The following is a 12,256-nucleotide window of genomic DNA, read 5'->3' as shown; positions in this document are numbered from 1 at the left end:
CGATTTAAAGCTTGAACACGCCGATCGCCTGCGTCAGCCGGCCTGATTGATCCCGCAGGCTCTCTGCGGCGGCGGCAGATTCTTCGACCAGCGCGGCATTTTGCTGCGTCATTTGGTCGAGTTGGCTGACCGCTGCATTGATCTGATTGATGTCGTCGCTTTGCTCGCGCGAAGCGGCGCTGATCTCGGCGATGACGTCCGTCACGCGCTGAACACTGGCCACAATGTCGTCCATCGTGCTGCCCGCCGCTTGAACCAGATGGGTGCCCGACTCCACACGCTCGGCGCTGGCGTTGATCAAGGTCTTGATTTCTTTGGCTGCCTCGGCGGAACGCTGTGCCAGGGAGCGGACTTCGGCAGCGACCACCGCAAAGCCGCGGCCTTGTTCGCCCGCGCGCGCCGCTTCAACGGCGGCATTCAGGGCCAGGATATTGGTTTGAAATGCAATGCCGTCGATCGTGCCGATGATGTCCCCGATGCGGCGGGAACTGGTGCTGATTTCTTCCATGGTGCTGACCACTTGAGCCACCACGGCCCCGCCGCGCCTGGCAACTTCGGAGGCGGAGCTTGCCAACTGGTTGGCGGTGACTGCTGCCTCGGCGGTGTGCTTGACGGTGCCTGTCAGCTGAATCATGGACGCAGCAGCCTCCTGCAGATTGGAGGCTGTTTGTTCCGTACGCGAGGATAGGTCCAAATTGCCGGTGGCAATTTCGTGGCTGGCTGTGCCGATGCTGTCCGTGGCGTTGCGTAAGTCACGCACCAAGCGGGTCAATTCCTGTTGCATGGTGTGTTGAGCGTTGAGCAACTGGCCGGTTTCGTCCTGACTGTTGCCCACGCTGATCCGCTGGCGCAAATCAAATTGTGCAATCGCCTGTGCCGCTTTTGCGGCTTCTTTCAAAGGGCCGGTGATTGACCTTGTGAGCCAGGTGGCAAGGGCCGCACCGGTGACCAGCGCGCACAGCGCAAATGCAAGTAAACCCAGGCGGGCCCGCTCGTTGGTGGCGCTGTTGAGCTTGGCGCTGGTATCGAGTTGTTCCCGCTCCATTTCCACCAGTTGGCGCAGTACGTCCAAATAGCGTTTTGCCGTGGGGGCAAATTCGTCATCGAAAATTTTGCGACCTTTGTCGGATTCGCCCGCTTTTTTTGCCGCCGCAATGGCATCGCGCATTCGAATGTAGTCGGTTCGCACGGTGTTGATTTGGCTCAGCAGTTCACGCTCTCTGGGGGTGTCCAACAGGGCTTCAACCTGCTTTTGAAGTTCAGAGGTTTGCGCGGCTGATGCCTTTGCCATGGGCGCAAAGTAGGTGGCCAGAGAGTTGTCTTCAGCCACCGCAATGGCAGTGGCACGCGTGACGCCGCCAGACACATTTCGGTGCCAGTCACTGGCCAGCCGCTCTGCACTCAAATTGACTTGATAGGTGCGTTCTGTCTCCTCGGCTACGCGCTTGAGTGCCCAAAAACCAAGTCCGGATCCAGCCAGAGATATCAACAAAACAAGGCTGAGCACAAGGCCCAAACGGTGGCCAATGGTGCGACCAGACAACAACGAAATCGACATGAGAGAAAGCTTTCTGAGAAATTCAAACGCTTCAACGGGTTCGCTGCGGGGGTGTCGGTGACCTGCTTGCTGAGCCGAAGGCGTTCGTCAGATATCGGCTTTTATCAGTCGAAGTTGAGCGTTATTTCAGCGTGCTTCATCGGGAGTCAACGTGCATCACTGCGTACCACCGCAAAGCGAGCAGGATCGATGGCATCCAGCAGTGATGATTCAATCGGGCAGGGTGCCCCGGTCACTTGGGCGGCGAGCACTTGGCCGCACAGCGCGGCCCAGGCAATCCCCCGCGATCCCAGGGCCGTGCAAACCGCCAGGCCTGCTTGGCGCGGGATGAAGCGCGCCTGATCCCGGCGGCCGTCGTAGGCCGGCAGCGGCAATCCACCCACCAGGGGCAGGCGGTCGGGTGTGGCCAGTCTCCAGCCCACACGTCCATGCATGGGGGGATTTGCCGGTGCATCGGCATTCCTCTGACCCGACAAGGCCCACCACTGCGCCAGATTGTGCGCATGGTCTTCGGGGCGCAGGCTTGCGTCCAGGGGCTGTGAGAGGGGTTCGGCATCGTTGGTCGCGCCGCACCACAGCCCTTGTTCACGATCGGCGATGGCATAGCCCAGGCCGGCAACCGGCAAGGCCGGCCGAATTGCTGCGGGTGTCAGGTGGCTCAGTTGCCCGCGCAGGCGCAGCAGCATGGGGCTCAGGTTGACGGCTTGTGCCTGAAGCAGAGCGTGCCCTTCCAAACCACCTGCCAGCACCAGCAGCGGGGCCTGGCCCAGTCGTTCTCCCTGCGCGTCCCAAGCCTGCCAGTGATCGCCGTCACGGCTGATTTGGGCGATGTCGGCATTGAACAAAGTGTCGGCCTTCGCCGCCTCAAGCAGGGCGCGAACGTAGCCGCTGGGGGGGAGTGCGCCGCCGCCGGGGTAGAGCCAGGCGGGCTGCTGCAAGGTGAGGCCACACTGCGCGGAGGCCTGCGCTGCCGACAGCGCCTGCACGTAGTCAGGGGGGAGGCCCAGTCGCTCGATCAAGCTTTGCATCTGGGCGAGATCGCGATTGCTTTCAAGCCGCAGCAGCCCTTGTTGCAGCCAGGGCAGGGGCGCCAGGCTGCGCAGGACGCGTTGTGTTTCGAGGGCGGCGGCGCGGTTGAAGCGGGCATGCAGGCCGTCATCCGGATTGAGCGTGCCGTGAAACAAGCCCCCCGGGTTGCCTGAGGCCGACTGCGCTGGGCCAGCTTTGGCATCGATGACCTGCGATTGAATGCCGTGCTGGGCCAGCGCCCAGGCGCAGGCGCTGCCTGCAAGCCCGCCGCCGATGATCAGCGCGGTTTTTGCAGCGGGGGCCAAGGCTTGTCGCCCGGCGGGCTTTTGGGCGTGGTGCCGGGGCTTATGCCGCGCCGTGCACAGCGCGCTGTCACTTGCCAAATTGTGCTCAGCGTCAAGCGTGAAGCCCCCCGCCGACAAGCCTGCGTGCATCAGCGCAGCGGGACTGGCGTCGGCGCCGATGGTGAGCGTGGCGCCGGGCGCGGCTCGCCGAGCCAGTGCTTTGAAGGCATGAGCGTCCCATACCGTATCGGCTTCGTCGGGCGCAGGTGGGTTCAGATGAAAGGTGTCCACCTCGGCCACCAATTCGCGCAGCCACGCATGAACATCGCCCAGACAGAGCAGCAGTTGCACCTGACTTGACTCGAAGCTCAGCCTGTGCAGATTTGGCGTTAGCGGAGGCCAGGCTTCCAGGAGTTGGCCAGTCAAATCGGGCCAAGGGTGGTCTTTCAGCGCGCGCGCCAGATCGGCTTGGCGAGGTGGGTGCTTCTCGATGCTGATGAAGACCAAACGCTGGCAGCGGTGGGGGTCTTGTCGCCAAGCCTGCCAGGCGGCAAGAAAGTGATGACCGAGGCCCAGGCCAGCTTCGAGAATGACAAATCGAGAGGCGTCTGCCCAGCGCTCGGGCAGGTGGGCGCTGGCCAGAAATACACGCTGGCGGGTTGCGACGGCCGCCGCATCGGGGCCTTCGTTGGCGGTTGGGTGCAAGGCTGGGCGTATGGGCTGGGTCTTCACTGCATGACTCTATCGTCGGAATGTGGCGCCAGGCCGGCCATCAGCGGCCATCAATGGCAATGATTGGCCAGTGGACTTTGGGGTCGAAAAAAATGCCCAGGCCTTGCGGGCTGGGCATTTTTATGGGGATTGACACAGATTTTGGGCGAACCGCCTGTTCAGGCGATTGCGCTCAATTTAGCGCTTAGGGCTGGTCAGGCGCGAGCCGCCGCCAAAACCGCCGCCGTTGCCTCCGCCGTGACCACGTCCGCCATTGCCGGCAGGACGGGGAGCGCCGGAGCGCTGGCCGCCTTCAGCGTGAGCCGATTGGCGTTGGCCTTGAGGGGCAGCCTGCCGAGGTGCGCGTTGCTCGCCACCCTGGCCGCCATGACCCGCGTGTGCACCGGGGCGTCCGCCGCCGGATGGGCGTCCTGCACCCGGTCGGCCACCACCGTTGCCACCGCCACCACCGCTGCGTGCATTGCCACGGCCACCGCTGCTGCTGCGGCTGCCATTGCCGTTCAAAATCATGCGGCCCAAGACGATGGGTTCGGCGCGTTCATTCGGGTCGGGGGCAAAGCCGGGCACGATTTCCTTGGGGATCTCGCGCTTGATGAGCTTTTCGATCTCGCGCAGGAAGCCGTTTTCATCGGCGCAGACCAGGGACACGGCTTCGCCTTGCGCGCCAGCGCGGCCAGTACGGCCGATGCGGTGCACATAGTCTTCTGGCACGTTGGGCAACTCGTAGTTGACGACGTGCGGCAATTGGTCGATGTCGATACCGCGGGCCGCGATGTCGGTGGCCACCAGCACTTGCAGGTCGCCGCTCTTGAATTCAGCCAAGGCCTTGGTGCGGGCACCTTGGCTCTTGTTGCCGTGGATGGCCATGGCGCTGATGCCCTGGTCATTCAGGTAATCGGTCAGCCGGTTGGCGCCGTGCTTCATGCGGGTGAAAACCAGCACTTGGTGCCAGTTGCCGTCTTTGATCAGGTGCGACAGCAGTTCTTTCTTGCGGTCGCGGCCCACGGGGTGAACCTTCTGGGCGATCGATTCATTGGTCTGGTTGCGGCGAGCCACTTCGATCAGCGCAGGCTGGTTCAGCAGGCGGTCGGCCAGGTTCTTGATGTCATCGCTGAAGGTGGCGCTGAACAAGAGCGACTGCTTCTTGGCCGGCAACAGCGCCAGCACTTTCTTGATGTCGTGCACAAAGCCCATGTCCAGCATGCGGTCGGCTTCGTCCAGCACCAGGATTTGCACCTGGCTCAGGTCCAGCGTGCCCTGCTGTGCATGGTCGAGCAAGCGGCCGGGGGTGGCCACCAAAATGTCGACGCCGTCGCGCAGGCGGTTGATCTGCGGCTGCATGCCCACACCGCCGAACATCACCATGCTTTTGAGCGGCAGGTACTTGCCGTAGGTCTTGACGCTTTCTTCGACCTGCGCCGCGAGTTCGCGGGTGGGGGTCAACACGAGCGCCCGAATGGCGGGCTTGCCGCGCTTGTTGGTGACTGGGGCGCCGGTGCTGAGCAAATGCAGCATCGGCAGGGTGAAACCGGCGGTCTTGCCGGTGCCGGTCTGCGCGCCAGCCATCAGGTCGCCGCCCTTGAGAACGGCGGGAATGGCTTGGGCTTGAACGGGGGTGGGGGTGGTGTAGCCGGCGTCGGCGATGGCCTTCAACAGGGGGGCGGCCAGGCCCAGGGATTCAAATGTCATTGACTGCTATTTTTTTGCTTTGCGGAACAGGGCGCTCGGAGTGCGAGCGGCGCTGCCCCCAACTGACTAGGCGGTTGAGCCGGGCCGCGTTGCGTTGTTCAACGCCAGTCTTCGGGCCTGCATGGGTGGTTTGCTGCGGCGCTGGATGAGAGCACTTTGCAAGGTACTGCGGGGTTTGAAAAAACGAATGCCGCAGATGACTGGTGTCTGCGGCAACAGGCGCCAGTATAGCGTTGCTGGCTCTTCCCCGCTGCCGAGGCGGGTTTGTCGGGGGCGCGATCTTCGTGAACTTATGGGCGGCGGGGCCCGGCCTGCCGCGAAACTGCGACAATAGCGCTCTTCGAGCTTTGGCTGTGCCTTCGCGGCATTGGCAAATGCTCAGCGAAATCTCTGAGTTCGTCGAATTCAAAAAGCTCGCGGCGGGGCTCGTTCACCCGCAACCAGAACAACACTGCATTTTCCAGGAAGCACCTGCCATGGCGCAATACGTCTATTCGATGAACCGTCTCAACAAGACGGTCCCCCCGAAACGCCACATCCTCAAGGACATCTCGCTGTCCTTCTTCCCCGGCGCCAAGATCGGCGTGCTGGGTGTCAACGGCTCGGGCAAGTCCACCGTGCTGAAGATCATGGCCGGCGTGGACAAAGAGTACGAAGGCGAAGCCATCGCCATGCCTGGCATCAAGATCGGCTACCTGCCCCAGGAGCCCGAGCTCAACCCGACGCAAACCGTGCGTGAAGCCGTGGAAGAGGGCATTGGCGGCGTGTTGGCCGCCAAGAAGCGCCTGGATGAGGTCTACGCGGCTTATGCCGAAGAAGACGCCGACTTTGACGCCCTGGCCGCCGAGCAAGGTGAGCTGGAGTCCATCATCGCCGCCGCTGGTTCTGAAAACACTGACTTGCAGCTGGAGCTGGCCGCTGACGCCTTGAACCTGCCACCCTGGGACGCCATCATCGGCGTGCTTTCGGGCGGTGAAAAGCGTCGCGTGGCCCTGTGCCGCTTGTTGCTGAGCAAGCCCGACATGCTGCTGCTCGATGAGCCCACCAACCACTTGGACGCCGAGTCGGTGGAGTGGCTGGAGCAGTTCCTGCAGCGCTTCCCTGGGACCGTCGTGGCCATCACTCACGATCGCTACTTCCTGGACAACGCGGCCGAGTGGATTTTGGAGCTGGACCGTGGCCACGGCATCCCCTGGAAGGGTAATTACTCCGACTGGTTGGACCAGAAGGAACGCCGCCTGGAAACCGAGCAGAAGACCGAAGACGCTCGCACCAAGGCCATGAAGGAAGAGCTGAAGTGGGTGCGCTCTAACGCCAAGGGCCGGCAAGCCAAGAGCAAGGCGCGTCTGGCCCGCTTCGAAGAGTTGAGCGACGTTGAGTATCAGCAGCGCAATGTCACCAATGAAATCTTCATTCCTGTGGCCGAGCGCCTGGGTAACGAGGTGCTCGAGTTCGAGAACGTCAGCAAGAGCTTCGGCGACCGTGTGCTGATCGACAACCTGAGCTTCAAGGTGCCGGCTGGCGCCATCGTGGGCATCATTGGCCCTAACGGCGCGGGTAAGTCCACGCTGTTCCGCATGCTGCAAGGTGTTGAACAGCCGGACAGCGGCACCGTCAAGATCGGCAAGACGGCCAAGATGGCCTTTGTCGACCAGAGTCGCGCCAGCCTGGAGTCTGACAAGACTGTGTGGCAAGACGTCTCCGGCGGCTTGGACAACATCACCGTGGGCAAGTTCGTGATGCCCAGCCGTGCCTATCTCGGCCGCTTCAACTTCAAGGGCAATGACCAGCAAAAGCTGGTGGGCAGCCTGTCGGGTGGTGAGCGCGGCCGCTTGCACTTGGCCAAGACGCTGGCCCAAGGCGGCAACGTCTTGATGCTGGACGAACCCTCCAACGACCTGGACGTGGAAACCTTGCGCGCGCTGGAAGAGGCGCTGCTGGAATTCGCCGGTAGCGCCATGGTGATCTCCCATGATCGCTGGTTCCTCGACCGCATTTGCACCCACATCCTGGCTTGCGAAGGCAATTCGCAGTGGTTCTTCTTCGACGGCAACTTCCATGAATACGAGGCCGACAAGAAAAAGCGCCTGGGCGAAGAGGGCGCACGCCCCAAGCGCATGCGCTTCAAGCCCATCAAGTAAAGCGACCGTGCAGCCCCTTGGAGCGGCTGATGCGGCAAAGAAAAAGGGAGGCCCTGGGCTTCCCTTTTTGCATTCTGGCCTCGGGGCTTTCACAGAACTTTACGGCTTGCGCATGTGCGCGTTACTTCCGGCGCTGATGATTCAGTCATTCCATCCTGTTGAACGATTGAACCGCGGAGCGAAACATGCTGAACCTGAAATCGAAGTCCTTTGTGAAGCACAGTCTGATTGCCGCCATGCTGGCTGTGAGCGGCACGTTTGCCCTGGCCCAAGCCCATGGCGGGCACGGCGGCCCTGGTGGCATGGAAGAAATGGGCGGTGGCCATGCGGGCATGATGGCCGGCCGCATGACGCATATGCTGGACGCGGCGGATGCCACTGACGCGCAACGTGCCCAGATCAAGCAGATCATGGAGTCCGCCCGTGCCGACTTGAAGACCCAGATGGAAGCCGGCCGCAAGCTCCACGAGCAAGCGCAAGCCTTGTTCACCGCGCCCACCATCGACGCCGCAGCCATCGAAAAATTGCGCCTTCAATTGCTAGCCCATCACGACCAGGCCAGCAAGCGCATGAGCCTGGCCATGATTGACGCAGCCAAAGTTCTGAGCGCTGAACAGCGTGCCAAATTGGCCGAAAAAATGAAGAAAATGCACGAGCACCGCGCCGATCGCATGCAGGACAAGATGGGTAAACCCGATACACCCAAGGCACCGGAAAAGGCCGCCAAACCGATGAATTGAGTGGGCTGCAAATTGACTGAAATTTGCCCGTCATCCCTTGTCTGATTGCGCGACTCGCTTATGCTTACCACTTCATTTCCGGCGCCTGTATCTCGTCCCTCCGGCGTGGCCTCGCGCACTTCTTCTAACCGCAACGTAGCTTCGCCTATGCCTTCACGTTTGCTTCTCATCGATGACGACACGCGGCTGACCACCATGCTCAGCGACTACCTGACGGGTGCTGGTTTTGAAGTCAGTGTGGCGGGGTCGTTAGGGGTGGCGCGTTCTGTTTTGGCATCAGGCGCATTTGATCTACTGGTGCTGGACTTGATGCTGTCGGATGGCGACGGGCTTGATTTCTGCCGGGAGCTTCGCGCGCACGGCCACACGCGACGCTTGCCGGTCTTGATGTTGTCGGCCCGGGGCGAACCCATGGACCGCATCCTGGGCCTCGAGTTGGGCGCTGACGACTACCTGGCCAAGCCCTTCGAGCCGCGCGAATTGCAGGCACGAATCAAGGCCTTGCTGCGCCGCCTGGAGCCACAGGCGCAGGACGACGATGTGCTGCGCTTCGGCCGCCTGGAGATCGATTTGGCCGAGCGGGTTGCACGGGTTGACGGGCAGGTGTGCGACTTCACCAGCCACCAGTTCGATTTGTTGGTGGTGTTGGCGCAAAGCCCGGGCCGTGTCTTGTCTCGCGACCAAATCATGGACGCTTTGAAAGGCCATCCGTTAGATGCTTTCGACCGGTCGATCGATGTGCATATTTCGCGCATTCGAGCCTTGATCGAGGACGACCCCAAAAATCCACGCCGCGTGTTGACCGTGCGGGGTGCGGGTTATCTGTTCGCCCGCAAGCAAGACGCCGAGGCCAGTAGTTGAGTCAACCCAGTGAAGCGGGAGAGGGCCTGAGGCGCAGCGCATGAAATCACTGTATCTGCGCATCTATTTGACGCTGGTCGTGGTGCTGCTGGCCTTTGCCTTTGGTTCGGCTTGGCTGTTTCAGCGGCATTTAGAACAGGAGCGGGGCAATTTCGAGACGCTGGCCGGTGACCGGGTGACGGCCATGGCCGAATTGCTCTCGCGTGCCTTGCCGCCCGCCACTGCGCCCGCTGAATTGCAGGCTGTGGCGCTTGAAGAGTGGGCACAACGCCTTCGTTTTGCCGTTGCGCTGGTTGACCAGAACGGCCAGCGTGTTGCGGCGTCAGAGTTGTTTTTGCGGCGAGAAGAAGAGGCCCGCCTTGGGGGGATTCGCCTGGGCGGCCCGGCCGGATCGCCGCATGGCGACGGCCCTGACGATCGTCCGCCCGGCTTGTTGGATGGTCCCCAAGGCCGATTCGGTGGAGCTGGCGCGCCGCGGCATGTGCCTGACCTGGGGGAGGGCAAAGAGGTTGCTGCGGCCGTTTCTGCGAGTTCGGGTGCCGGTACAAATGCAGGCGCAAGCGCCGCTGTCAGCACAAGCGCTGCTGCGGCGGCCTTGCCCATCCAGGTGAAGTTGGATGACGGGCGGAGTCTGCTGGTGATGCGACCGAGGCGGCTGTTGCAGGCCGCTGCTATGCGTCTTGGCGCGGAAACGCGTGAGATGCATGAACTGCGCGAGTTGCGCGATGCGCGTGAAACACGTGATTTGCACGATATGCGTGGTGGGCCAATGCGTCCGGATTCACCTTGGAGCCTGCCGCTTTTGGGGCCGCGCCCTAACGGGCAAATGCTGCTGATCTTGCTGGTCTTGTTGTTCCTGGGGGTCGCGGCTGGTGCTTATCCGGTCGTGCGGCGCCTCACCCGGCGCCTTGAGTCACTCAAGCAGGGTGTCGAGCGATTTGGGTCCGGCAATTTGGCGTACCGGGTTCAGGACGACGGCAACGATGAAGTGGCAGCTCTGGCCGGCAGTTTCAATCGAGCGGCGGAGCAAGTCGAAGCCTTGCTCCGCGCGCAGCAAAACTTGTTGGCCAATGCCAGCCATGAACTGCGCTCGCCCTTGGCGCGCCTGAAGATGGCGTTCTCCATGCTGGATGAGTCCAACGCGGCGCAGCGAGCCCGTTTGGCCACCGAAATTCATACCAATATTGCCGAACTGGACGCGCTGGTGGAAGAGGTGCTGCTCGCCAGCCGCCTCGAGTCTGGGGTGTCGACCACGCAGGCTGAATCGGTGGACGTATTGGGCATGGCCGCTGAAGAGGCCTCACGCGTCAACGCGGCATTCGAGCCCGCAGAAGGTTTGACCCAACTGAAGGTGATGGGTGAAGACCGACTACTGCGCCGGGCCATGCGCAATTTGCTGGAAAACGCGCGCCGCTACGGCGGGGACGATGTGGAACTGGCCTTGAGCCGCGAGGCGGGCCAAGCGGTGGTGCGTGTGTGCGATCGCGGTCCGGGCGTGCCTGAGCCGATGCGAGAGCGAATTTTCGAGGCGTTTTTTCGATTGCCAGGCCATGCCGAACAGGCTGGCGGCGTGGGGCTGGGTTTGAGTCTGGTCAAGCAGATTGCAAACCGCCATCGTGGTCAAGTGCGCTGTGAGGGCCGTGCGGGCGGTGGCAGCTGTTTCGTCCTCAGTCTGCCATTGGCGGATTGACGGGCTGCGGCTGGGGGTGATCGACACCCACAAATTCCCGTGCGCGTTCGGCATAGCGGTTGAATCGCCATGCGGTGGCTTCCAGCGAGATCCGGCGCCAGGTGACGCGTTTTTCGCCCGGTGACATCACGGGCCAATTTTGAACTTCGTCGAAAGTGCGGCCGCAACCCTTGCAAAGTGCATCGCCCTGGCTGGTAGAGCAAATTGCGATGCACGGCGCGTCTGGCGTGCTGGCGTACCAGGTCAGCCAGGCTTCCTGCGCGGCAGCGGGCATGCTGGACTCGTCGCACTCGGTTTCGCGGTAATACACCATCAGGCCATACACCTCGGCCAAGGCGCGCACTTCGGCACAGGCGCTCAGGCCATCGCGACTGGGGCTTCGCTCGCGCCACCAGTTGATGGCGGTTTCAATGTCGGTGATGTGGATGCCTGCCATGGGGCGATGCCTTTCAGTAGGCCAAACCCATGGCGGCGCGCACTTCCCGCAGGGTCTTGCGGGCGACGGCGCGTGCACGTTCCGCGCCGACTTCGACAATCCAGTGCACTTGCTTGGGGTTGGCCAAATAGCTTTCGGCCCGTTCATGCCAAGGTTTTTGTTCTTTTTGGATGGCTTCGATCAGGGGGCGCTTGCAGTCCAGGCAACCCATGCTGGCGGATTGGCAACCTTGCTGCACCCAGGACTGCGTGCTTTCATCGGAGTAGAGCTCATGCAGCGGCCAGACCGGGCAGCGCTCAGGGTCGCCGGGGTCGCCCAGGCGCACGCGCTGCGGGTCAGTGGGCATCGTGCGAACCTTCTCGTCAACAACCCCCGGCGCGTCGCGCATGGCGATGGCGTTGCCGGCGCTCTTGCTCATTTTCTGGCCGTCCAGACCAGGCAAGCGGGGCGTAGCCGTCAGCATTTCCAGTGGCTCAGGCAGGATGGGCTGATCGGGGGCATACAGGCGGTTGAAGCGGCGCGCCACCTCCCGCGTCACTTCAACATGAGCGCTTTGATCTTCTCCAACGGGGACGCAGGCGGCCTTGTAAATCAGGATGTCAGCTGCCTGAAGCAAGGGGTAGCCCAAGAAGCCATAGGTGGCGAGTTCGCGATTCCTTTCGACCTGATCTTTGTAGCTCGGGATGCGCTCCAGCCACGAGGTGGGGGTGCTCATCGCCAGCAGCGTGAACAGCTCGGCATGCTCGGGCATGCGGCTTTGGATGAAGAGGGTGGCTTGCTCCGGATCAATGCCTGCGGCCAGCCAGTCGACCACCATGTCGTACACATTGCGCTCGATCCAGCCTCGGTCTTGCTTGCCTTGCCCATGGGTGGTCAGTGCGTGCCAGTCAGCCACGAAGAAGAAGCAGTCGTGCGTGGATTGCAATTGAACCCAGTTTTTCAACGCACCGTGGTAATGCCCCAAATGCAAAGCCCCGGTGGGGCGCATGCCCGACAGCACGCGTTGGCGGGCTGGGGGCTGAGGGCTGTTGGGCGGCTGGGGGGCGGAGGCTGCGGAGATGTCTGGCATGGTGCATCATTGTAGGGAGCTACACTG

The 12,256-nt window shown here is 62.3% G+C and carries 9 protein-coding genes; 4 read left to right on the top strand and 5 right to left on the bottom strand.

Annotation, left to right across the window (positions count from 1 at the left end; translation table 11 throughout):
- Positions 1–4: 4 nt before the first annotated feature.
- From PRZ01_RS12165 to PRZ01_RS12155, 3 genes are all read right to left on the bottom strand, one after another.
- On the bottom strand, positions 5–1,558 hold the full coding sequence (locus PRZ01_RS12165; RefSeq protein WP_273597063.1) for a methyl-accepting chemotaxis protein: 1,554 nt from the start codon (positions 1,556–1,558) through the stop codon (positions 5–7).
- A gap of 146 nt (positions 1,559–1,704) precedes the next feature.
- On the bottom strand, positions 1,705–3,603 hold the full coding sequence (mnmC, locus tag PRZ01_RS12160) for an FAD-dependent 5-carboxymethylaminomethyl-2-thiouridine(34) oxidoreductase MnmC (RefSeq protein ID WP_273597062.1): 1,899 nt from the start codon (positions 3,601–3,603) through the stop codon (positions 1,705–1,707).
- Positions 3,604–3,780: 177 nt separating this feature from the next.
- Entirely contained in the window at positions 3,781–5,292 is a 1,512-nt protein-coding gene (locus PRZ01_RS12155; RefSeq protein WP_273597061.1) for a DEAD/DEAH box helicase, read from the bottom strand.
- A 476-nt stretch (positions 5,293–5,768) separates the two neighbouring features.
- Here PRZ01_RS12155 and ettA point away from each other — a divergent pair, with 476 nt between their 5' ends.
- From ettA to PRZ01_RS12135, 4 genes are all read left to right on the top strand, one after another.
- Positions 5,769–7,433, top strand: coding sequence for an energy-dependent translational throttle protein EttA (ettA, locus tag PRZ01_RS12150; RefSeq protein ID WP_273597060.1), 1,665 nt, complete (start codon positions 5,769–5,771; stop codon positions 7,431–7,433).
- 185 nt (positions 7,434–7,618) lie between these two features.
- Positions 7,619–8,173 carry a Spy/CpxP family protein refolding chaperone gene (locus tag PRZ01_RS12145; protein WP_273597059.1) on the top strand — a complete coding sequence of 185 codons (555 nt, stop codon included), beginning with the start codon at positions 7,619–7,621 and terminating at the stop codon, positions 8,171–8,173.
- 147 nt (positions 8,174–8,320) lie between these two features.
- Positions 8,321–9,034: a response regulator gene (locus PRZ01_RS12140; RefSeq protein ID WP_273597058.1), complete on the top strand. Its 714-nt coding sequence runs from the start codon at positions 8,321–8,323 to the stop codon at positions 9,032–9,034.
- A gap of 40 nt (positions 9,035–9,074) precedes the next feature.
- Positions 9,075–10,724, top strand: a complete 1,650-nt coding sequence (locus PRZ01_RS12135) for a sensor histidine kinase (RefSeq protein WP_273597057.1) — start codon at positions 9,075–9,077, stop codon at positions 10,722–10,724.
- On the opposite strand, the gene PRZ01_RS12130 is transcribed toward PRZ01_RS12135, so the two are convergent.
- Both PRZ01_RS12130 and trpS read right to left on the bottom strand, forming a co-directional pair.
- Positions 10,702–11,160, bottom strand: coding sequence for a DUF3717 domain-containing protein (locus tag PRZ01_RS12130; protein WP_273597056.1), 459 nt, complete (start codon positions 11,158–11,160; stop codon positions 10,702–10,704). The genes PRZ01_RS12135 and PRZ01_RS12130 overlap by 23 nt on opposite strands.
- Before the next feature lie 13 nt (positions 11,161–11,173).
- Complete coding sequence (gene trpS, locus PRZ01_RS12125; protein ID WP_273597055.1) at positions 11,174–12,229, bottom strand: tryptophan--tRNA ligase; 1,056 nt, start codon at positions 12,227–12,229, stop codon at positions 11,174–11,176.
- Positions 12,230–12,256 lie beyond the last annotated feature (27 nt).

Origin of the sequence: Roseateles koreensis, from assembly GCF_028595305.1 — a bacterium.
Lineage (GTDB): Bacteria > Pseudomonadota > Gammaproteobacteria > Burkholderiales > Burkholderiaceae_C > Paucibacter_A > Paucibacter_A koreensis.
This window is presented reverse-complemented; position numbering and strand designations above follow the sequence as displayed.